The 20,151-nt window shown below is 64.1% G+C and carries 18 protein-coding genes; 2 read left to right on the forward strand and 16 right to left on the reverse strand.

All coding sequences use genetic code 11. From position 1 onward, the window contains the following. The 16 genes from ASF04_RS14785 to ASF04_RS14855 are packed head-to-tail and all read right to left on the reverse strand — an operon-like array spanning position 1 to position 15,196. Positions 1-606 carry a hypothetical protein gene (locus tag ASF04_RS14785; protein ID WP_056143020.1) on the reverse strand — a complete coding sequence of 202 codons (606 nt, stop codon included), beginning with the start codon at positions 604-606 and terminating at the stop codon, positions 1-3. Between the two features lie 9 nt (positions 607-615). Then, positions 616-1,926, reverse strand: a complete 1,311-nt coding sequence (locus tag ASF04_RS14790) for a PoNe immunity protein domain-containing protein (RefSeq protein ID WP_162241443.1) — start codon at positions 1,924-1,926, stop codon at positions 616-618. 14 nt (positions 1,927-1,940) lie between these two features. After that, entirely contained in the window at positions 1,941-3,521 is a 1,581-nt protein-coding gene (locus tag ASF04_RS14795; RefSeq protein WP_056143024.1) for a polymorphic toxin-type HINT domain-containing protein, read from the reverse strand. Continuing rightward, on the reverse strand, positions 3,512-4,408 hold the full coding sequence (locus ASF04_RS14800; protein WP_056143027.1) for a TadE/TadG family type IV pilus assembly protein: 897 nt from the start codon (positions 4,406-4,408) through the stop codon (positions 3,512-3,514). The genes ASF04_RS14795 and ASF04_RS14800 overlap by 10 nt, the downstream gene beginning before the upstream one ends. Further along, entirely contained in the window at positions 4,405-4,755 is a 351-nt protein-coding gene (locus tag ASF04_RS14805) for a DUF192 domain-containing protein (RefSeq protein ID WP_082488780.1), read from the reverse strand. Before ASF04_RS14805 ends, ASF04_RS14800 begins: the two co-directional genes overlap by 4 nt. An 8-nt stretch (positions 4,756-4,763) precedes the next feature. After that, positions 4,764-5,651: a type II secretion system F family protein gene (locus ASF04_RS14810; protein ID WP_229205059.1), complete on the reverse strand. Its 888-nt coding sequence runs from the start codon at positions 5,649-5,651 to the stop codon at positions 4,764-4,766. A gap of 2 nt (positions 5,652-5,653) precedes the next feature. Continuing rightward, positions 5,654-6,514, reverse strand: a complete 861-nt coding sequence (locus ASF04_RS14815; protein ID WP_056143028.1) for a type II secretion system F family protein — start codon at positions 6,512-6,514, stop codon at positions 5,654-5,656. Then, positions 6,511-8,169 (reverse strand): ATPase, T2SS/T4P/T4SS family, encoded by a 1,659-nt coding sequence (locus ASF04_RS14820; protein ID WP_056143031.1) that lies wholly within the window; start codon positions 8,167-8,169, stop codon positions 6,511-6,513. The genes ASF04_RS14815 and ASF04_RS14820 overlap by 4 nt, the downstream gene beginning before the upstream one ends. A 10-nt stretch (positions 8,170-8,179) precedes the next feature. Continuing rightward, positions 8,180-9,763, reverse strand: coding sequence for a pilus assembly protein N-terminal domain-containing protein (locus tag ASF04_RS14825; RefSeq protein WP_056143033.1), 1,584 nt, complete (start codon positions 9,761-9,763; stop codon positions 8,180-8,182). 1 nt (position 9,764) lies between these two features. Then, the gene (gene cpaB / locus ASF04_RS14830; RefSeq protein ID WP_056143036.1) at positions 9,765-10,778 is read right to left on the reverse strand and encodes a Flp pilus assembly protein CpaB; all 1,014 of its coding nucleotides are present in this window, start codon (positions 10,776-10,778) and stop codon (positions 9,765-9,767) included. Positions 10,779-10,781: 3 nt separating this feature from the next. Beyond that, positions 10,782-10,967 (reverse strand): hypothetical protein, encoded by a 186-nt coding sequence (locus ASF04_RS27545; protein WP_156368657.1) that lies wholly within the window; start codon positions 10,965-10,967, stop codon positions 10,782-10,784. After that, on the reverse strand, positions 10,964-11,659 hold the full coding sequence (locus ASF04_RS14835; protein ID WP_156368658.1) for a hypothetical protein: 696 nt from the start codon (positions 11,657-11,659) through the stop codon (positions 10,964-10,966). Before ASF04_RS14835 ends, ASF04_RS27545 begins: the two co-directional genes overlap by 4 nt. 13 nt (positions 11,660-11,672) lie before the next feature. After that, positions 11,673-12,488: a hypothetical protein gene (locus ASF04_RS14840; protein WP_056143042.1), complete on the reverse strand. Its 816-nt coding sequence runs from the start codon at positions 12,486-12,488 to the stop codon at positions 11,673-11,675. A 21-nt stretch (positions 12,489-12,509) separates the two neighbouring features. Continuing rightward, positions 12,510-13,355, reverse strand: coding sequence for a hypothetical protein (locus tag ASF04_RS14845; protein ID WP_056143045.1), 846 nt, complete (start codon positions 13,353-13,355; stop codon positions 12,510-12,512). Further along, positions 13,340-14,875: a pilus assembly protein TadG-related protein gene (locus ASF04_RS14850; protein WP_056143048.1), complete on the reverse strand. Its 1,536-nt coding sequence runs from the start codon at positions 14,873-14,875 to the stop codon at positions 13,340-13,342. The genes ASF04_RS14845 and ASF04_RS14850 overlap by 16 nt, the downstream gene beginning before the upstream one ends. 48 nt (positions 14,876-14,923) lie before the next feature. Next, positions 14,924-15,196, reverse strand: a complete 273-nt coding sequence (locus tag ASF04_RS14855; RefSeq protein ID WP_019924079.1) for a Flp family type IVb pilin — start codon at positions 15,194-15,196, stop codon at positions 14,924-14,926. A 557-nt stretch (positions 15,197-15,753) separates the two neighbouring features. Here ASF04_RS14855 and ASF04_RS14860 point away from each other — a divergent pair. Both ASF04_RS14860 and ASF04_RS14865 read left to right on the forward strand, forming a co-directional pair. Continuing rightward, complete coding sequence (locus ASF04_RS14860) at positions 15,754-17,883, forward strand: M3 family metallopeptidase (RefSeq protein ID WP_056143233.1); 2,130 nt, start codon at positions 15,754-15,756, stop codon at positions 17,881-17,883. A gap of 63 nt (positions 17,884-17,946) precedes the next feature. Then, positions 17,947-20,082, forward strand: coding sequence for a M3 family metallopeptidase (locus ASF04_RS14865; RefSeq protein ID WP_056143049.1), 2,136 nt, complete (start codon positions 17,947-17,949; stop codon positions 20,080-20,082). Positions 20,083-20,151: the final 69 nt, after the last annotated feature.

Consider the following 20,151-nt stretch of genomic DNA (forward strand, 5'->3'; position numbering starts at 1 on the left):
CTAGTGGGGCGCGAATAGCGACCACGCATTGTCACGCCGCACCATGATCTGGTTGGAGAGGCAATGCTGGTCCTGGAATTCGCGCGAAAATTTCAGAGTCTGCGTGCGCAGCGCATCGACCGCGTGGCCGTGGGCGCTGTCGCACATCAGCAGGCGGTTGCGGCGCGGCGCCGTGACCAGTAACTCGCCGCTGATGTCTTGCTGCACCACTTTCCACAGTCCATTGAGCACCAGCAGAGACGCCTCCAGCTCACCGCCGGTCATGGCCATCCCGCAACCGTCATGGGTCTGGAACGAGACCGTTGGCAGAGTGCTGCCCAGGTTTTCGCGCGCCAGGCGTGGCGCGTCTTCGCGGGCAATGCCGGCGCTGTGCAGCAGCTTCGACGTGGCCATGATGAACGTGTCGGGCAGGTCGAACGCATAGGTGACGAGCAAGTCGCCGCACAGCGGCACATGGTCGGGAATCTGGTCCGGCGGCACGCCCGCCTCGCGCAGTGTCCTGATGTAGTCGACATGCTTGATGCGCGGGCGCAGCTGGGCGGCGGTCAGCGGCGGCAGTGCAGGCGGCGTGGGAAAGGACCTGGCTTTTTTCAGAAATCCAAACATGTCTTGCTCCTAAGTGGGGTTGAGATCAGCGCCATGCAGGCGCACGGGGATGCCGAGCTGTTCGCTTAGTTGTTGCAGCTCGGGGTGGAACACGGTGTTGACGACGATGGCGTGCCAGTCGCTGTCCTTGCCGTCGATGTCGATCAGCAGGTAGCCGCGCTCGCCCAGCCACGCGCTCCAGGCCGCCAAGGTGGCCTCGCAACGGGCCGGGCCGTATGGTGGACCGGGCGGCCCCTCGAACGGCCCCAGGCCACGTTTTTCGCTGAGGTCGCTGGCCTGCTGTTCGAGCGTCTCGTCATCTTTTAGGTCGGCGTAGATGGCAAGGTCGCTTTCGGCCAGGTTGTGCAGCAGCGTTTGCAGGTCGTGAACCTTGCGTGGCTTGCCGGTGGCGTCGAGCACGGCTTCGGTGGCGTCGATATCGCCGTCGGCCACCAGCTCCACCCAGCGGGCGATGCTCTTGCGTTTGCTTTTGGCGAGGTCGGCTTTTTTTGGCGGTGGCGGCACGGTGATCGGCAAGTCGGCGCCCACGTACAGCGGCCGCCACTGATCGCGGCTATGGCGGATGTGCTGGCGGTAGTAGTCGGCCAGGTCGCGCGGGTAGTAGGGGTGATTGCGGAAGGCGGTGTCGTCGATGTCGTAGGCGCAGACGGCGAGGGCGACCTCGTAGGCCAACTCGCAAGAGTGGGCGCGAAACGAGGGCGGGCAGGTGACCTTTTCCTTGTAGCCGAACGGACTCACAATGCGCGGCCACGCGTGCATATGCGCTGTCATGGCGGGAGCTCGTTTTTCAACCGGCATCGCCAATATGCGCAAGATCGGATCGGCCCAGCAGGCGGTGTATTTATCCTTTTGATAGTCGCGTATGACCTGCTGTACCGGGTCGTAGGCATGAAGTAAAAGATCGAACAGGTATCTTCTCTGGCTTCTTAAAAACGAGATGCATTGCCTGAGTTGAAGCAGTATTTCCTTATCGTTCACGAGTAACAGGGCTAGCGCGACAAAGCCCACATCGACCCGGCTGTTACCGCTGAGGTGGTAATCGCTCCATTGTGGATGCTTTCGATGGAGGCGTACATATTCACCGTCTGCCAATAGGCGGGGCATCCGCGCCTTCAACGTTTCGCCGATGGACTCTAGATCGAAGCCGGCGCCGTATTGGTGCAGCAAAAATTTCTTGTCATCATAAAGGCGTGACCAGGTCATTGCTGCCTGGTTCAAGGGGGGCAGGCTGGCAAACTCGGCGTCCCAGCGCCGTTCCCAATCAGCCATACTGGTGAAATATTCTTCGTAGCTGCCTGCGTGACCGATGGGATTTCTCATGGTTCGGTGTTCATTCATGGTTTCCACTGCTCCCCTAATTTCACGTCTGTGGGTGATTCATCAATCACATGATGGTAGGTAGTACCCTCGGCATCTGTTTGCGCATAAATCCTTTTCACCTTTCCGCTGTTCAGTGCATCGGTGATCTTCGCCAGTTCTACCGGGTCGGTCACCAGGTCTTTCAAGCGCTCTTCGGTCCACTTTTTACTAAGTTGTCGACCACTATTTTTTGTCATGCAAAGCTTGCCTTTGCAGCCGGCTGGATCATCTGGCTTTGCCCCGCCCGTCGCCTTCGATTCGATGATGATGTAGTTACCATCGGCGTCCTTGTAAATGCCGTCTATCCCTTTGCTTCCATACCATTTGGCAAAAAGCTCCTGCGGATTTTTACCTCTGGGGTCGAAGGATTTTCCAACTGGTTGCATGCCCCTTTCCAACAGCTCTTCGAAGATTTGATGCTCCGCGTAGAAGCCTCTTTCATGCGATCCCAAATCGTTGTAGCGCTTGCTGAAAACGCTGAGGTCGCAACTGATGTTGTGAACCCAAATCCCCACCGTCCCCACGAAGTAGCTGGGCGTCCTGCCCACGCTAAGGTTGTAGACACGTAGAGGCTGCGTTACTGCCTGGTTGGTGATGACCAGGCTGTCCAGTCGTTCGCCGGCCAGCACGTCGCCGGGCTGTATCTGCTCGGCTGGCGTCCATCCCTTGCCCTGCAACCACATCGGATGCTCGGGCGTTACGCGGTAGCTGCTGCCTTCGGTGGTCAGCAGCTGGTAAGCGCTGGCCTGGCGGTTCATGGTGTGGGTAACTGCTTGCGACCGGTCGGCGTAGTTGCGCTCGTTGCGCGAAAGGACTTGCTGGCCGATGGTGACCTGTTCGATCGGTATCAGTCCGTTGGCGGTGAGGACCAGCGTGCCGGCTGCAAAACTGACGCAGCCGTAGTCACGTTTGACGGCCTTGCTGGCGTCGGCCAGCTTGCCGCCATACTTGGTCAGGCGCTGCGCCAGCTTGACTGCGAAGTACGGGTTCACATAGGTTGCGACGACCTTGCCAAGATCGTAGGCGCCGCACTGGGTGGCCTTGGTGATGGCGTCGACGGCTTCCTGGCCGAGCAGTTCGCTCAGCGAGAGCAGCGTTCCTTTCGGGTCTTCAAAAAATGCCTTGCCCAGTTGGATCAGGCCCTGGACGACATCGCCCGTGTTGGTGAACAGGTATGTCAGGTCGGCAATCTGGTCCTTCAGACCGGCGTACAGGCCCTTGACGAATTCATAGCCGTAGGTGAGGGCGCCCTTGACGCTGTCCCACAATTGTCCCCAGAGACTCTTGTCCGCTTCGCTGGCGCCTTTCTTGTCCTGCTCCGGCGTGGTCTTCTCGCAGACCTCCTCGATAAAGCGGCATTTCTCTTCCTTGGCCCAGGCATCCTTGGCTTCCTTGCTCTCGAAACAGATCGGTGGCGGGTCGCAGATTTTCCACACCACGCCACCGCCCGACGATTGCGCCCACGCCGACAGCGTGGCGCCGGCCAGTATGCACAACATCAGCCAGACGATCAGCAGGCGCGCCAGTACATGACGCAGGGGTTGGGTCAAAAACATGGCGGCGGCTCCCCAGGTGACGGGTCGATCGGCCCACCCGGATCGACCGGCGCTTCCGGATCGTCGGGATCGTGGGGTGTGGCCGGGTCGTTCGGTGTGGCCGGTCCCGGTTGGCCGGGCTTGGTCGAGCCGGCCAGGTTGGCTTCGAAAAATGGCGACTGCATACGTAGCAGCGCTTCGCTCTGGATGTGGATGCGCCGGCCCGGGAATGCGGCGTTGTTGCAGTGGGGCGCGGTGGGCTCGGCGCCGATGCCGAACGGGTTGCGCAGGCCGGCGCCCTCGGTTGCGGGATCGTCGGCGTTGAAGGCGACGTGCAGGATGCGGTCGATCACCGGCACGAGCAGGCGGAAGCAGTAGGTCACGCGCACGTGCAGCAGGTTGGCGTCCTGGACCGAGAATTTTGCGGTGGCGCCGGGGGTGCTGCTGCGGTAGGCCAGGGTGTCGTTCGGCAGTTCCTTGCCGCTGCCGCCGTCCAGGCGCGCGCGGCCGAAGTCGGCAAATGCCGCGCTGCTCGGGTTGAGGATCTCGACGCTGACCAGGGCGGCCGGGCCGGCGGTTTCCGCCGCCGCTTTTTCCAGTGCCCTGGCGTAGCCGGTGGCGCCCGGCTGGCTGGCGAACAGGGGCGCCAGGCCGCGCGCGAGCGCGTTGCGCATGGCGCCCACGTCGCCGTTGTGCATGGCGCCGGCACGGGCAGCCAGCATGGTGGCGTAGTTGAGCGTGGCACGGCCCTGGTACAACAGCGCCGTTTGCAGGATGCCGAACACCAGCATCACCAGCGCCGGGAAAATGACGATGAACTCGGTGGCGGACTGGCCGCGCTGGTGGTACCGATGATGCCGGCAGGCCCGGGCGACACGACCAGGTGCGGGCTGGTGAACGATGCTCATCGCAGCCTCCCTACCGGCAACGCCATGCCCGCCGCGATGCCGCAACGCGCGGCCGTGCCGCTCGCCAGTTCGAGCGTGTACCACGCGCGCCAGCACAGCCGCAGGCGGTTGGGCCGTACGCCGGACACCACCCGCAGCACGTGGCCGTCGTGGAGCAGGAATACCAGGTCGAGCGGATAGCGCATGCCTGCCGTGTGCACCATATTGCAGGGAGACAGCAGCAGCCCCTGGTGCGAAGCGAGCGGCGGACGTCCCAGCAGCCCGCGCAGCCGTGTCACCACGCTGGCGGCCACTTCGACGTCAAGCACCTGTTCGCCGGTAGCGGAGTGGAAGCGCAGGGTAGCCATTGCCGCACCTAGAAATCCACGCCCGATTGCAGGAACTTCATCGCAATCGGGAAAATCAGCACCAGGAAGGTGACCGGAAAAATAAAGGCCACCAGCGGAAAGATCAGCTTGACCGGGGCTTCCATCGCCAGTTGCTCGGCGCGCTGGAAACGTTCGGCGCGGCGCTGCTCGGCCTGCGCGCGGAAGGTGGCGCCCAGGCTCGCACCCATGCGTTCGGCCTGGATCACGGCGCTGACAAAGCTCGAGATTTGCGGCAGCCGCAGCCGCTCTTCCATGCGCCGCAGCGCCTCGGCGCGCGTAAGGCCGGCGCGCAGGTCGCGCAGCACGAAGGCGAATTCGCTCTTGAGCGGGCCGGCCGGCCCCTTGGCCACCGCCTGGGTAATCGCGCCGGCCATGTTCAGGCCCGCCTCCACCGACATCACCAGGAAATCGAGGTACGTCGGCAGCGCCTTGATGATCTGCTTGCGGCGGGTCTTGAGCGCGTCCTTGAGCCACATGCGCGGATACATGAAGCCCACCATGGCCACCAGCAGCACGGCGGTCCAGTTGAACAGGCCGGCGGCAGCGAGCACGCTGGCCGCCAGCACGCCGAAGCCCAGCATGCTGACCACGCACAGCGCGATGAACTGCGCTGCGCTCATCAGGTACAGCAGCCCGGACAGGCGCAACTGCTCGCCGGGGCCGGCCAGCAGAGCGCGCGGGAAGCAGTGGCCCAGGTGGTAGTCGAGCAGGCGGATCAGCGGCCACAGCAGGCGTAGCGGGCGTGGCAGCGGATCGAGCCAGGCTCGGTCCTCATCAGGCACCTGGCGCTTGAGGCGCACGGCGCCATGAGCCAGCGCCGCCACGCACAGGGCGCAGGCCAGGCCGATCAGCATTGAAAGAAGGATGAGGGCCATGATCACACATCGATCGCGGTGATTTTGCGGATGAAGTGGTAGCCCACGCCCACCGTGCAGACGATCACGGCCATGGTGACCCAGCCGTACCACGCGAGGAACAGCGGCGCCATCGCCTCCGGTTCCATCACGTTGAGGACCGCGATCAGCAGCAGCGGCAACGCGCTCATGACCAGGCCCTGCATCTTGCCCTGCGCCGTCAGGCTGCGGATCTTGCCTTCCATTTGCAGCCGCGCGCGCAGGGTCTTGGCCAGCGACTCCAGCGTCTCTGCCAGGTTGGCGCCCACTTCGCGCGACAGCGCCATGGCGGCAGTGACCAGCGTCAGGTCGGGCAGCGGCACGCGGCGCTCGAGCGCGCCCAGGGCCACGGCGAAATCGGCGCCCAGGCGCAGTTCGCGCTGCAGCAGTTCGAACTCCTGCGACACGGGCGGAGGCGCTTCGGCGGCCACCGCGTCGAGCGCCATGCCCAGGCTGGCGCCGGCGCGCAGCGAGCCGGCCATCATCAGGAGGGCGTCCGGCAATTGCTGCTCGAAGCGGCGCAGGCGGCGCCGGCCAATGATGCGCAACAGCAGCTGCGGTGCGGCGAGCGCCAGCGCGGCGGCCAGGCCGGCCAGCAGCAGGTTGCCAGTGAGCAGCCACACCCCGATCGGCGCCACCGCCGCGATCACCAGGTTGAGCACGAAAATGCGCTCGGCGTCGGTGAAGATGAACATGCCGGCCAGGTCGCTCTGGGCGGCGCTGGCCAGCCGTTGCTGGCGGCGCGACAGCCAGCGGCTGCCGAAGTACAGGAACAGCCACAGCAGCAAGAGCACGACGATAAAAATCGCGCCGACCAGCAGCAGGGGGGAAATCGCATGGCTCATGGCAAGCTCCCCGCGCTGAAGATGGTGGTATCGACCGGCAGGCCACGCTTGACCAGGTCCTGGTAAAAGTCGGGAATGTGGCCGGTGGGCGCGAAGCCGCCGCGCACCTTGCCGTCGGCGCCAAAGCCGTCCTGCTCGAAGCGGAAGATGTCTTGCAGCTGGATCAGGCTGCCTTCCATGCCACCGATTTCGCTGATGTGGGTGACCTTGCGCGTGCCGCAGGAAAACCGCGTCTGTTGCACGATCAGGTTGACGGCCGAGGCGATCTGCTCACGGATCGCCTGCATCGGAATGTCCAGTCCGCTCATCAGGGTCATCACTTCCAGCCGCGACAGGCAGTCGCGCGGGCTGTTGGCGTGGGCGGTGGTCAGCGAGCCATCGTGGCCCGTGTTCATGGCCTGCAGCATGTCGAGCGCTTCGCCACCGCGGCACTCGCCGACGATAATGCGGTCGGGCCGCATGCGCAGGCAGTTGCGCACCAGGTCGCGGATGGTGACGGCGCCGCGCCCCTCAATATTCGGTGGCCGCGCTTCGAGCGACACCAGGTTGGGCTGGCTCAGCTGCAACTCGGCAGCATCCTCGACGGTGACGATGCGCTCGTTGTCGGGAATAAAATTGGACAACACGTTGAGCAGCGTGGTCTTGCCGGACCCGGTGCCGCCCGACACCACGATATTGGCGCGCAGCCGCACCGCCACCCGCAAAAAGCCGACCATCGCTTCGTTGAGGGCGCCAAAGCGCAGCAGGTCGTCGGTTCCGAGCTTGCGGCGCGAAAATTTGCGGATGGTCAGCGCGGGGCCCTTGATGGCCAGCGGCGCAATCACCGCGTTGACGCGCGAGCCGTCTTTCAGGCGCGCATCGACCATCGGCGAGCTTTCGTCGATGCGCCGGCCCAGCGGCGAGACGATGCGCTCGATGGCCGCCAGCACTGCCGCGTCGTTGGAAAACGAGATGTGCGAGCGGGTCAGCACACCGTCGCGTTCGATAAAAATATCGTTGTGGCGGTTGACCATGATTTCGCTGACCTGCTCGTCTGCCAGCAGCGCCTCCAGCGGCCCCAGGCCGACGATCTCATTGAGCACCACGTCGCGCAATTCGTCGCGCAGCGCGCGCAGCGGGCTGAAGGTGTCGTCGGTGTCGATCAGCTCTTCGATCAGTTTTTGCACTGCCGCCCGCAATTCGGCATCGGCCATGCGCGCCACGTTGACGCGGCGCAGGTCCATGGCCGCAATCAGCTTGCGGTGCAGGGCGGCGCGCAGCAGCATGCCGTCGGGATTTTCCAGCGCGCTCAGGACCGGCGTCGGATTGCTTGCTGGCGCTGGCACGGCGTCGATGACGGTGACCGGATCCGGCGTGGAGCGCAGCCGCGCCCGCACCGTGTAGTCGCCGAGCGCGATTTCGTCGTTGGCCGCCAGCGGGCCGTACTGGCGCACATCGTTGCCATTGACGCGCACCGGCGCCATGCCGCCGGCATCCGCAAGGTGCAGGCCATCGTCGCGGAGCGTAAATGCCAGTTGACGGCGGCCGATGCGCCAGCCGGTGAGCGGCACCACGCTACCCTCGTCCTTGCCGACAAAGCAGTGCGGACCGGGACTGCTACCCTGGCCGACAGGCTCGCCGCGCCGGGCGACTTCGATGCAGATGATGGGGGACATGGCGGCTCCTTCACGGCTGCGGTGGCAGCTGTGGTTGCGGCACTGGTGGCGCGGCCGATGCCGGCGGCTTCGAAGGCACCGACGGTGGTGACGGCTCCGCCTGCAGCGGCTGCGCGGGAGGAATCGACGGTAATGACGGCGCCGCCTGCAGCGACTGCGCCGGAGGAATCGACGGTCCCGGCTGCTGTGCAGAAGCCGGCGGCACTGGCTCACCGGATGATGCTGGCGCCGGAAATGGCGGATGGCTTTGCCGCAATTGCTCGAGCTTGTCGCCGAACGTGCCGATATGGGCCTCGCCGCGCTGGCGTAATTGCTGCGCCAGGCCGTCGCCGGGCGCGATGATTTCCGGCTCCAGCAGTACCACCAGCTCGGTGCGGTTGGTGCGGAAGTCGTCCGAGCGGAACAGGCGGCCCAGGATCGGAATGCGGCTCAGCGCCGGCACGCGGTCGATGGCGGTGGACATTTCGCTGTTGACCAGGCCGGACAGGGCGATCATCTCCCCGGCTTTCAGGCTCACCTCGGTGGCGGTGCTGCGCGTGATGAAGCCGGGAATGCCGGCCACCGACACCGCCGGATCGATCTGCGACAGCTCGGTGGAAATCTTGGCGGTGATGACGTCGGCCGCATCGATCTGCGGTTCGATGGCCAGGATGATGCCGTACGGCTTGAACTCGACCGTGGTGGCGCCGAAGGCGCCGGCCAGCGGGATCGGCACTTCACCACCCACTTGCAGGCGCGCCTTGCCACCGTTCTTGGCGGTGAGCTCGGGCGAAGCCAGCAGCCGCACGTCGCCGTTCGAGATGCCCAGGTTCAGGCGCGAGGTAATGGTGGTGGCCAGCCCGAGAAAGGCGCCGTCGCGCGCGCTGCCGACCTGGCGAAACGGCGGTACGGCAACGAGCAGATCGTCGCCGGCCTCGCGCTGGCGTCCATCCTTGTACACGCCGGTGGCGCGCGCCACGCCAGTCAGGCCCAGCACCGGGCCGTTGGCGCTCTTGGCCCAGTTGATGCCGATCTGTTCCAGCAGCGAGCGCTTCACTTCCACGAAATGCAGGCGGAACAGGACCGAGCGCGTGTGCGACGTGCCCTGATCTTCGCGCACGTTGAAGACGATGTTGGGCGTGCCGGCCAGGCTGGTGGTCAGGCGTTGCAGCACGTCCTTGTGGGCCACGCCGCCAAGCACCAATTCCGCGCCCACCTGTTCCACCTGGACGCCGGCCACGCCGCGCGTGAGGGCGTCGACCTTGGCGCGTACCTCAAGCAGGTCGCGCGGCACCACTTGTACCCGCCACGCGTGGACGGTGGTGTCGGTCCAGACCAGCAAGGTGGTCGTGCCGACCTGTTCGGCGATCAGCAGCAGCTTGCCATCCACGGTGGTGGTGCTGAGCAGGTTGCCGCTGCCCAGCGCCACGCGCACGACCTTGCCGGCGACGGGCAGCAGGCGGATGTCGCCGGCGGCCAGCGTCAGTGGCTCGGTGGCGCGGTAGTCGAGCGCGGGTCGCTGCGGTTTGACGGCTTTGGCCGGCAGGGCCGGTGTCAGCGCAGGGATCAGCAGCAAGGCGCTGGCGACCAGGGTCAGGATGCGGTGGAGTTTCATGTCATAGCCTGCCTGGTTGGTTATCGCGCAGCGCGGGAATCGGCTGCGGCGCGGCCTGCGACGTGGGGTTGGCGAGCGTTGGCGGCATGGCAACCGGCGCCAGCATGCCCCCACTGGCCCTGGCGCCGCCGACAATGAATTCGATGCCGCTGTCGCGGCCGCGTTCCACGGGCATCAGGTGGGCGCCCCGCAGTGGCGCCAGCGCCAGTGCTTCATGGTCGAGCTTGCCGCGCAGGACCACGCGGAAGCTGCCCAGGCGCTGGCCCACCATCAGCCTGGCCGCCTGGCGCGGCGATACCAGCAGGGTGATGGAATCGAACTGGCGCTCCTCGGGCGGCGCGCCTTCCACCTCGCCGGGGCGCGCAATCTTGCTGGCCTGCTGGCCGGGTGTGTTATCGATCTCCTGGAACTCGCGGCCGGTGGCCAGCACCACCATGTCCTGCATGAACAGCGTGGCCTGTTCCAGCGATTTTTCGTCGACCGGCGCGCGTTCGTGACGCGGCCTGGCCGCTTTCGAGATCAGGAAGATATCGACCCGGTGCTGCGGCCGCAGCGTGTGGGCGATGGAATTGAGGTTGTCGATATCGATGGTCATCGCGCGCTGGCCTGCAGGCACCACGGCTGCCACGTCATTGACTTCCGGCTGTTGCAGGTCGCTCAGTTGCACCGGCCGGCCGCGCAAGACCGGGCGTGCCAGGCGCAACCCTTCCATCGACGGAAAATCATCGGCCAGCACGGTGTCGGGATAGACCAGGTCGTCCTCGACCGGACGCGCCACGAAGTGGTTGCTGCTCAACAGCGTGCCGGCCTTGGCATCCTGTTTGGGCACCACCACGCGCACCGTCACCGGCGCCTTTTGCTGCGAGCGCTCGGCCAGCTCGTTCTTGATGGCGGTTTCACGCTGCTGCAAGTACAGGTAGGCCAGCAGCGCCACGCCGGCGGCCAGCGCCATTGCCAGGCCCAGCAGCAGTGCCGGGTGCGTCATGCGCGCGATGATCTTGGTGGGGGAGGCCATGGCTCATACGCTCAGCGAAATCGCATAGGAATAGGCCGCGTACGCATCCTTCAACGCCGCCACCAGCGCATGCACCGGCGACGACGGGTGTGTGGCCGCCACCAGCGCCACCACCACGAACAGCAGCACCACCACGTATTCGGTCATCGCCTGGCCGCAATGAGGATCGAGACGAACAAGCGATTTCATAGCGCCTCCACGGCGGTAAGGATGATCTGGCTCGGACCGTCGGGCCAGATGACGATGCTGATCTGGCGCCGGTCGCGCTGGGCGGTGATGAAGGTCAGACCGGCGCCGCGCTGCCGGTCGTCGATGTCGTGCGCGCGCGTGGCGCGCCAGCCGCCGGCGGCCAGCTGCTGCATGTAAAACTGGCGCAGCTGCGGCACCGGCATGCGCGAATGCAGCGCCATCGTCACGCCACGCCGGCCATCGTCATTGCTGGCCACCGATGACGCCAGTTTCGATCCCGGCGGCAGCGGCACGCCCAGCGTGGCCGGGGTCACCGCGCGCAAGGCAGCCGTCGCCTTGCGGCCGCGCGACAGGTAGCCATAGCTGCCCTTGCTACCTTGCGGCACCAGTTGCAAGGTCACCAGGCAGTCACCGCCCAGGGCGGAGAGCACTTGCCAGCCGGCGGTGGTATCGCGCCGTACCGCGTGGCCGGCCTTGCGCCATTGCTGTTCGGTACGGTCCAGGATGGTGGCGAGGTCTTCCTTGCCTTGCACCTGGCGGATGTCGAGCGCCAGGCCGGCGCTGGCGACGTTGCTGGCAACCGGCACCGCGCTGAGGCCGGGCGGGATGGCGGCCGGGCATGGTTGCGCGCTGCCTGGTGCGGCCAGGCAGCATCCGAGCGCGAGAAAAAGTAATGAGGAAGGGGATGGCATGGCACTCTCCCGGTCACCGTTGCAAGGCCGGCGCGGCGGGGCCGGGTTTGACCGCGCCGCATGTGCGGCTGATGAGGGTCCAGCGTTCGGTGTGGGTATGACGAATGGCTGGCTGGCGGGCGTCGATGCCCGCCATCACCTCGATCGCCTTGCGCGCGCTGGCGCGCTCCTTGGCGGTACGGGCAGTTTGCAAGTCGCGGTTCAATGCGGCGCGTACCCGCGCAATGTCCGCTGCCGCCTGCGCATCGCGTTCGGCCTTGACGCGGCGTACTTGCCTGGCCTGTTCACGCTGCTCGGGCGTACCGTTAGCTTCCAGCAATTCCGGCACGCCCCATGCGTCGCCCGGCAGGGGCACCGGCTGGGCGACGTCAAAGGCGTTTTCCCAGGTCGTGTCGCTGAGCTTGCGCACGGTGCTGGTCATGCGGCCAATGGAACACTGGTCCACCATGGTCAGAGTGTTGCCGTCGAGCGTCAAGGACAGGTTTTTACAGGCGTGTGGCGCGGCAAATGGCGCAGCTTCGGGCACGACCTGCTGGCCCATCCGTCGGCAGGTCGTGCTGCGCCCGCCAGTGGTGGTGGTGACCGTGCGGTTCTCGCCGGTGTCGGTGGTCGTCGTGACCGTGCCGGTGGCACCATTCTTGTGATCGGTGATCGTCACGGGTGTATCCAGGTGCCGGGTGATGCCCTGGCTGACTTCGAGGCGGTAGAGCCCTGGCGGTGGCAGCATGTTCAGCATCTCGGGCGTGAAGGCCTGCGGCGCAGCGCCGGCAGCGCTGCCGGTCAGCACAGCTGCGGCCGCGAACAAGGACAGGGCAAGGATGGTGGGCACGATGAGTCTCTCTGGTGACAGTTACTTGAGCCGGTCGTCCGGCACCTGGTCGACACTGACCTTGCCGACTTCGATGGTTGCGGTGGCGCCGTCCCAGGGCAGCATTGCCAGCCTGGCAGCCGTGATCGGCGCGCCCAGCCCCTGGGCGGTGGGCACCATCTTTTCCACCATGGCGCGCGTGCCGCTGCGGGCGTTGGCGGCCCAGGTGTTGGACAGGATGGCGCCACTGGCGGTGAAGGCGATGCCTTGCCACGGTGTGTCGGACCACAGGCGCTGGTACGCTGTGCTGTTCTTGGCTACCCGGTCGATCGACACGTCGGCCACCGCCAACGATTCGACCGGCAACGGCGGCACGAAATTGACCAGTCCCCTGACGCTGACGTTGTGCAGGGTGTCGATGACGGCGCCGGCGATATCGCTGTCCGGCTTGACGGCCGCAATGTCGCCTTCGATCTGCGAGCGGTTGTCGAGGTAGCGCGTGCCCGCATGGTCTTGCCACAACGGGTCGCTGCCGTTATCGAACGCGGTGGCGTTGCGATCGGTGGCGCGGATCACGGCGCCGGCCTGGCGGTCATGGATCAGCCGCAGCGCGATTTCGTTGTTGATTTCCTCGGACGATTTCTGGTTGGGGTCGTGCAGGGTATTGAAACCAGTGGCCGATGGTTCATACCAGACCGTACGCTCCCAGGCGGCGTAGCGCGCTGCCATGGTGGTGGTGTGCTGCACATCGGCCAGCTTGGCCAGCGCGGTCACCGCGATGAACAGCGGTACCAGCACGAACATGGCCGCCACCAGGAATTCCACCATGGCCTGGCCATACTGGCGGACAGCTACATGGCGGGTCGGGCCGGTCACTGGGCAGCCCATGATGCGCTCCGGTCTGCCACACTGCGATCACTCAAACGCACCTGCCAGTACGGGCTGAACAGATTGGCGACTTCGGTTTTGCCGTCGCTGCGGGCCCAGCCGGAACGCGTAAAGCCGGCGCCATCGGCTTTGCTGCGATAAAAATACGATTGCGCCGCTGCCAGCGCGCGCAGCGTGTCGCCGCGCATGCCGTCTTGCAGCCGCAGCGCGTCGCTGCCGGGCAGCAGTTTGCCGCTGGTGCGGATGGTGCTGCCCGTGCGCTCGGCTTCGATGGTGACGGCATAGGCGCCGCCGTTGCGCTCCGGTGTCTGGTCGGCGGGCGTGATGGTGGGATCGCGTGCGTCGCGGTAGTAATTTTGCAGGCCGCCTGCGGTGTCGAGCGATGTGCCCGGCCCCTGCGCATAGCGCATTCTTGCCGGCACAAACGTGAGCGGCGAGACCAGTGCGGCGCCGTAATGGTCGCTGGCAGCAGGGTTGTTGCGGTAACCCGTGTCATCGCTGTAGCCGCCGCTCCTGCCGGCCAATGCACCGCCGGAGCCGCCGACGATGTTGTCGTCGATCAGGGGCCAGGATGTGGTGGTGTAGCAGATGCCGGTCCAGCACGGATACCAGAATGTGCATGTGGCAAAGCCGCCGCCCAGCGTGGCGTCCAGCGACAGCCAGCGTTTTTTGTCGCTGCCGAGGAAGCTGCCGCCCGCGTGGGCAAACGCGAACAAAGTACTAGAGTAGGCGTGGTTGGGCAGCAGCTTGCATGGTTTGACTTCCGTGAAGCGCCAGTGCGCCGTGGGCGTGGACGGCCGGTTGCGGGTAAAGCCATCGGTTGAATTGCTGCTGACGGTGACGTCGGCAAAGCGGTCGGCGACCGGGGATGGATCGTTGGCGCGATGCTGGCGGGTAGCATCACGCCAGGCATTGACTTGCAAGGCGGTGCGGCCGACCAGGAATGCCCCGGACGTCAACTGCGCTTGCGGGTCGTTGCGCTTGATGGCCTCGTCCGCCACTTGCGCCATGTTGATTGCCGTGGCGACGTGGTGCGCTTGCTGCGCCACCTCGAACGCCTTGATCAGCGCGTCGAGACCGGTGACTGCCGGTCCTGCAAAGGCAGAGAAGGCGGAATGGGTCGTGGCGACCGGCAGGTGCTCGGCAAATTCCCATTCAGGCTTGTTATCCGGAAGCAGGGCTTCGAGACTTAACACCGCCCCATCCATCCGCTTGCGCGTGGCCGCCGCATCTTCCAGGTACGATTTAAGGCTGGCAATTTGCACCACGGCCACCTGGTTGGCGACCATGGCGCGGTTCAGATAGGCGGAAAAATTATGATCGCGCGCCTGCAGGACGCCGGCGCTGTAGGCGCCGGCGTCGGCGGCGTTTTGCAAACGGGTTTTGGTATTGGCCAATATGCCGCTATTAAATAAAACCAGGGTAATCAGCGCGGTGGCGATGCCGAATAACAAGGTAAATATCATGGCCTGGCCGCGCTGGCGCCATGATGAATACGCTTTGGGCCGCTGGCCGCGCATGATGGGCTCGTATTTATGCGTAAATATTTAATGTCGGTATTTTATTGATTAATTTCCGGCATCGTTATCCTTGTTATATTCGGACATGCCCTTTTTGGTATTGGCGCGGGTGGCGGCGGTCTGCGCCGTGGTGCCGGCAGCCTGAATCTGCGCCTGGGCCGGTTTGCCTGCCACCTCGTTGGCCAGGCCCGACGTTTGGTTGCGGATGGTCTGGCCGAAGACCGAGTACACGCCGATGGCGGCCACGGCAATCATTGCGACGATGATCACGTATTCCATCATGCCCTGGCCGCGTTGGTGCTGTGAAAATAAATTGTTCATGATAATGACTCCCTAAATCAAAATGAGCGAAATGCCGATTCATGGTGATTTTTAAAGCCGGGGCAGTCAATATCAGGCGAGTGAGGTGGCTCAACCGTGGCGCAGCGCGTATTTCCACCCTTTTGTGATATGGGCGGATTGCTGGAATTAATTAGTCGCTGGAATCGAAGCGAATATTATTTATCGCTATTTCTACGTAGCCATCGAGCTTCGTGGCGCACATAACACTGCAAGGGAAACCAGCAAAATTAAATTCGATTCTGGAGCCGGTCGGCAAGTTGTTGTGGCGGCAGCAGGCGCACCGCGTGGGAGCGCAACCCGAGCCGACTTTTTCACGTCCGTGTTGCGCTCCCGCGTCAGCTTTGTTCGCAAAAACTTTTCATGCACAAATCTTTATTCGGGAATCAGGTTCGCGTTCCGATCAACTGCACTGCAGCAATTTTTGCCCGTGACGTTCACCTTGTCGCCCTGCTATGATCGAACGCTTGTGCGCTGCGCATCGGGAGGTCCCTCTTGCTGCTGCAGCATTCCCTTGGCGTTTAATGAAAGAGATCGACATGGCCCGTCCCCACCTGTTGCTTGTTGCCGCCGCGCTTGGCATCGCCTTTGCGCAACCCGTTTTGGCTGCTGCTGCCGCGCCGCTGGCTGGCAATCCGCTGGCGACCGCCAGCACCTTGCCGTTCCAGTACCCGGCCTTCGACAAGATCAAGGATGAGCATTTCCTGCCTGCGTACGCCGAGGGCATGAAGATCCACCTGAAGGAAATCACCGCGATCGCCAACAACAAGGCGCCCGCCAGTTTTGAGAACACCATCGTGGCGATGGAAAAATCGGGCGCGCTGCTTACCCGCGTGCAAACCACGTTCGGCAACCTGCAAGGCGCCAATACCAACGACAAGCTCGACGCGATCGACAGCGAAATGTCGCCCAAGCTGGCCGCCCACAGCGACGCCATCTACCTCAATCCAAAACTGTATGCGCGCGTCAAGGCGCTGTACGACAAGCGCGACGCGTTGAAACTCGATGCCGAATCGAAGCACCTGCTCGAGCGCTATCACACCGACTTCGTGCGCGCCGGCGCCAAGCTGTCCGCTGCCGACAAGGAAAAGCTCAAGGAGCTCAACGGCAAGCTGGCCACGCTGCAAACCAATTTCACCCAGAACGTGCTCAAGGAAATCAACGCCTCGGCGCTGGTGGTCGATACCCGCGAAGAACTCGATGGCATGAGCGCCGCCGAGATCGATGCCGCCGCTGCCGCCGCCAAAGCCCAGGGCAAGGATGGCAAGTTCGTCGTCGCCCTGGTCAATACCACCGGCCAGCCGCCGCTGTCCGTGCTCACCAAGCGCAAGGTGCGCGAGAAGCTGATGGCCGTTTCGCTCGAACGCGGCAGCCACGGCAGCCAGTTCGACAACCGCCAGCTGGTGCTGCAAATCGCCAAGGCCCGCGCCGAGAAAGCCACCTTGCTCGGCTACGAAAACTACGCCGCCTACTCGCTGGAAGACCAGACCGCGCATGACACCGCTGCCGTCAACAAGCTGCTGACCGAACTGGCCACGCCAGCCGTCAACAACGCCAAAAAAGAGGCGGCCGACCTGCAAGCCGTGGTCGATGCGGACAAGCAGAACTTCACCGTCGGTGCGGCCGACTGGGCCTATTACACCGACAAGGTGCGCGCCCAGCGCTTCGCCTTCGACGAGAACCAGCTCAAGCCATACTTCGAACTCGACAACGTGCTGATCAACGGCGTGTTCTTTGCCGCGACCAAGCTCTACGGCATCACCTTCAAGGAACGCAAGGACCTGCCGGTGTACAACCCGGACGTGCGCGTGTTCGACGTGTTCGATGCCGACGGCAAGCAGCTGGCAATCTTCCTGGCCGACATGTACGCGCGCGGCAACAAGCAGGGCGGCGCCTGGATGAACGAATACATTTCGCAGTCGTCGCTGCTGGGCACCAAATCGGTCGTGGCCAACCACCTCAATATTCCGAAGCCGCCAGCGGGCGAACCGACGCTGCTGACCTACGACGAAGTAACGACTGCCTTCCACGAATTCGGCCACGCCCTGCACGGCATGTTCTCGAACGTGAAATACCCGCGCTTCTCGGGCACCAGCGTGCCGCGCGACTTCGTCGAGTATCCGTCGCAGGTCAACGAGATGTGGGCGATCTGGCCCGAAGTGCTGGCCAACTACGCCAAACACTACAAGACCGGCGCGCCGATGCCGAAAGAGTTGCTGGACAAGGTTATCGCCTCGAAAAAATTCAACCAGGGCTTCAAGACCACCGAGTACCTGTCGGCCTCGCTGCTGGACCAGCGCTGGCACCAGCTGACGCCGGCGCAAATCCCGACCGACGTGCTGGCCTTTGAAGCGAAGTCGCTCAAGGACATGGGGGTCGATTTTGCGCCGGTGCCGCCGCGCTACCGCACCACGTACTTCTCGCACAGCTTCTCGGGTGGCTATTCGGCCGGCTACTACGCGTACCTGTGGTCGGAAAAGCTGGACGCCGACACCGTCGAATGGTTCAAGGAGAAGGGCGGCCTGAAGCGCGAAAACGGCGACTGGTTCCGCAGCAAGCTGCTCTCGCGCGGCGGTACCGACGATGCCATGAATTTGTTCCGCAACTTCCGTGGCCGCGATCCGGTCATCGAGCCGTTGCTCGAGCGCCGTGGTTTGACCGGCAAATAATTCATCAGCTGTAGCCCGTCCCCGGAAAACGGGGGCGGTATTCCACTCTATCGAAGGGACAACATGATTCGTACCAACCTGATCATCGCCGCCAGCATCGCTGCCATCTGCAGCGTTGCCCATGCCGCCACTGCGGAACCGGCGTCGATGCTTGCGGCGAGCAATCCGTTCGCCAAGGTCAGCCCGTTGCAATACGGCTATCCGCAATTCGACAAGATCAAGGACGAGGACTACGCTCCGGCGTTTGCCGAAGGCATGCGCCAGCAAGCGGCCGAGATCGAGAAAATCGCCAATAACAAGGCCCCGGCCACGTTCGACAACACCATCGTGGCGATGGAAAAATCGGGCCGCCTGCTGGCCCGCGTGTCCAGCGTGTTCGGCAACCTGTCCGGCGCCAACACCAACGATACCTTCAAGGCGCTGGAACGCGACCTCTCGCCCAAGCGCTCCGCGCACGGCGACGCCATCCGCCTCAATCCCAAACTGTACGCCCGCATCAAGTCGCTGTACGACAAGCGCGACACCCTGAAACTGGACGCCGAGTCGAAATATCTGCTCGAGCGCTACCACACCGACTTCGTGCGCGCCGGCGCCAAGCTGTCCGCTACCGACAAGGACAAACTCAAGGCCATGAACTCGCAACTGGCCAAGCTGCAAACCACGTTCGCGCAAAACGTGCTGGAAGAAGCCAATGCCTCGGCCCTGATCGTCGACACCCGTGAAGAGCTGGCCGGCATGACCGACAAGGCCATCGACGCCGCCGCCAAGGTTGCTGCCGCGCGCGGCCTGGAAGGCAAGTTCGCCATTCCGGTCGTCAACACCACCGGCCAGGCCAACCTGGCCGTGCTGACCAACCGCAGCGTGCGCGAGCGCCTGATGGCCGCATCGCTGGCACGCGGCAGCCATGGCGGCAAGTTCGACAACACCGCCGTGGTGCTGGAACTGGCCAAGCTGCGCGCCGAAAAAGCGGCATTGCTCGGCTACGCCAGCTTTGCCGCGTACTCGCTGGAAGACCAGACCGCGCGCACGCCGGAAGCCGTCAACGAACTGCTGTCCGCGTTTGCCCGCCCGGCCGTCGCCAATGCGAAAAAAGAAGGCGCCGAAATCCAGCAAGTGATTGACAAGGAAAACGGCGGCTTCCAGCTGGCCGCCCACGACTGGTCGTTCTACAGCGACAAGGTCCGCGCCGAGCGCTTCAATTTCGACCAGAACCAGCTCAAGCCATATTTTGAACTGAACAGTGTGCTGGTCAACGGCGTGTTCTTTGCCGCCAACCAGGTCTATGGTCTGACCTTCAAGGAACGCAAGGACCTGCCGGTGTACAACCCGGACGTGCGCACCTTCGACGTGTTCGATGCCGACGGCAAGCAGCTGGCCATCTTCATCGCCGACTTTTATGCGCGCGGCAACAAGCGCGGTGGCGCCTGGATGAATGCGTACGTCTCGCAATCGTCGCTGATGGGCACCCATCCGGTGGTGGCCAATCACCTGAACGTGCCGAAACCGGCCGACGGCGAACCGACCCTGCTGACCTACGACGAACTGCGCACGCTGTTCCACGAGTTCGGCCACGCGCTGCACGGCATGTTCTCGAACGTCAAGTACCCGCGCTTCTCGGGCACCAGCGTGCCGCGCGACTTCGTCGAATTCCCGTCGCAGGTCAACGAGATGTGGGCCACCGAGCCGAAGGTGCTGGCCAACTACGCCAGGCACTACCAGACCGGCGCGGCGATGCCGCAGGAATTGCTCGATAAAGTGATCGCCTCGAAGAAATTCAACGAAGGCTTCCGCACCACCGAGTACCTGGGCGCCGCCATGCTGGACCAGAAATGGCACCAGCTGGGCGTGGCGCAAATCCCGACGGACGTGCTGGGCTTCGAGGCCGCTGCGCTGAAAGCCGCCGGCGTCGATTACGCGCCGGTGCCACCGCGCTACCGCACCACGTACTTCTCGCACGTGTTCTCGGGCGGCTACTCGGCCGGCTACTACGGCTACCTGTGGGCCGAGCGCCTCGATGCCGAAACAGTCTTGTGGTTCAACGAAAACGGCGGCATGCTGCGCAAGAATGGCGACTACTTCCGCAAGATGCTGTTGTCCAAGGGCGGCACCATGGATGCGATGCAGATGTTCCGCGAATTCCGTGGCCATGATCCGAAGGTGGAGCCGCTGCTGGAACGCCGTGGTCTGACCGAGAAGTAATCAACGTTATCGAACGTACCGGGGCTGGGCGCGATTTATGTCAGAATCGTCCCCAGCCCCAAGCTTTTT

The organism is Duganella sp. Leaf61, from assembly GCF_001421905.1.
GTDB classification, from domain to species: Bacteria; Pseudomonadota; Gammaproteobacteria; order Burkholderiales; family Burkholderiaceae_D; genus Rugamonas; species Rugamonas zoogloeoides.

What these genes read in the sequence shown, in the direction of transcription:
- cpaB (WP_056143036.1), bottom strand. Translation starts at nt 10,778, where the DNA reads ATGGCCTCCCCCACCAAGATCATCGCGCGCATGACGCACCCGGCACTG.
- ASF04_RS14865 (WP_056143049.1), top strand. Translation starts at nt 17,947, where the DNA reads ATGATTCGTACCAACCTGATCATCGCCGCCAGCATCGCTGCCATCTGC.
- ASF04_RS14800 (WP_056143027.1), bottom strand. Translation starts at nt 4,408, where the DNA reads ATGAGCATCGTTCACCAGCCCGCACCTGGTCGTGTCGCCCGGGCCTGC.
- ASF04_RS14855 (WP_019924079.1), bottom strand. Translation starts at nt 15,196, where the DNA reads ATGAACAATTTATTTTCACAGCACCAACGCGGCCAGGGCATGATGGAA.
- ASF04_RS14835 (WP_156368658.1), bottom strand. Translation starts at nt 11,659, where the DNA reads ATGCCATCCCCTTCCTCATTACTTTTTCTCGCGCTCGGATGCTGCCTG.
- ASF04_RS14785 (WP_056143020.1), bottom strand. Translation starts at nt 606, where the DNA reads ATGTTTGGATTTCTGAAAAAAGCCAGGTCCTTTCCCACGCCGCCTGCA.
- ASF04_RS14815 (WP_056143028.1), bottom strand. Translation starts at nt 6,514, where the DNA reads ATGAGCCATGCGATTTCCCCCCTGCTGCTGGTCGGCGCGATTTTTATC.
- ASF04_RS14845 (WP_056143045.1), bottom strand. Translation starts at nt 13,355, where the DNA reads ATGGGCTGCCCAGTGACCGGCCCGACCCGCCATGTAGCTGTCCGCCAG.
- ASF04_RS27545 (WP_156368657.1), bottom strand. Translation starts at nt 10,967, where the DNA reads ATGAAATCGCTTGTTCGTCTCGATCCTCATTGCGGCCAGGCGATGACC.
- ASF04_RS14825 (WP_056143033.1), bottom strand. Translation starts at nt 9,763, where the DNA reads ATGAAACTCCACCGCATCCTGACCCTGGTCGCCAGCGCCTTGCTGCTG.
- ASF04_RS14850 (WP_056143048.1), bottom strand. Translation starts at nt 14,875, where the DNA reads ATGCGCGGCCAGCGGCCCAAAGCGTATTCATCATGGCGCCAGCGCGGC.
- ASF04_RS14795 (WP_056143024.1), bottom strand. Translation starts at nt 3,521, where the DNA reads ATGTTTTTGACCCAACCCCTGCGTCATGTACTGGCGCGCCTGCTGATC.
- ASF04_RS14790 (WP_162241443.1), bottom strand. Translation starts at nt 1,926, where the DNA reads ATGAGAAATCCCATCGGTCACGCAGGCAGCTACGAAGAATATTTCACC.
- ASF04_RS14805 (WP_082488780.1), bottom strand. Translation starts at nt 4,755, where the DNA reads ATGGCTACCCTGCGCTTCCACTCCGCTACCGGCGAACAGGTGCTTGAC.
- ASF04_RS14820 (WP_056143031.1), bottom strand. Translation starts at nt 8,169, where the DNA reads ATGTCCCCCATCATCTGCATCGAAGTCGCCCGGCGCGGCGAGCCTGTC.
- ASF04_RS14860 (WP_056143233.1), top strand. Translation starts at nt 15,754, where the DNA reads ATGGCCCGTCCCCACCTGTTGCTTGTTGCCGCCGCGCTTGGCATCGCC.
- ASF04_RS14810 (WP_229205059.1), bottom strand. Translation starts at nt 5,651, where the DNA reads ATGGCCCTCATCCTTCTTTCAATGCTGATCGGCCTGGCCTGCGCCCTG.